The sequence below is a fragment of the Methylobacterium sp. D48H genome, from assembly GCF_053345715.1.
Genome location: NZ_JBKFAP010000089.1, coordinates 1 through 537, shown reverse-complemented (window position 1 = coordinate 537; position 537 = coordinate 1). Strand labels below are relative to the sequence as shown.

The window sequence follows — 537 nt, the reverse complement described above, 5'->3', positions numbered from 1 at the left end:
AACCGCAAGGAGGCAGGCGACCACGGTAGGGTCAGCGACTGGGGTGAAGTCGTAACAAGGTAGCCGTAGGGGAACCTGCGGCTGGATCACCTCCTTTCTAAGGATGCTGACAGCAGGATGACCGGTTTATCCGGTCCGCTCCTCGGACGGCGTCATTAGGATATCAGGGCTCAGTCAGAGCCCCTTGGCGGGACACGCGCCGTCCTCGTTTCTCTTTCTCGTACCGGACAGATCAAGCTCCGCTGACGCGCCCGTCGTGTCTGAGCGTCGAGCTTGTCCGGACATTGCGTTTGCCGCAGCAATGATCAGCGAGGACCGTCAGGTTCGGCTGGACGTGCTGTTTGGCGAAGACATCAGTGACATCGTGAAGAGGGAATGTGGCCGTTGGGGCAGAGAGATCTGCCAGCCCTGGCGGTCATGTTCGGCAAGCATACGGTGGTGGGTCCGGAAACGGATCTGCCACTGGTCTTTTTGTGACCGTGTCGCGCTGATCAGCCAGCCTTACGGCTGTCGGATCAGCGACGGACATCGATCACG

The 537-nt window shown here is 60.0% G+C and carries 1 rRNA gene; it reads left to right on the top strand.

Annotation, left to right across the window (positions count from 1 at the left end):
• Positions 1–97 (top strand): 16S ribosomal RNA (locus tag ACLBX8_RS31605); the annotation flags it as partial.
• Positions 98–537: the final 440 nt, after the last annotated feature.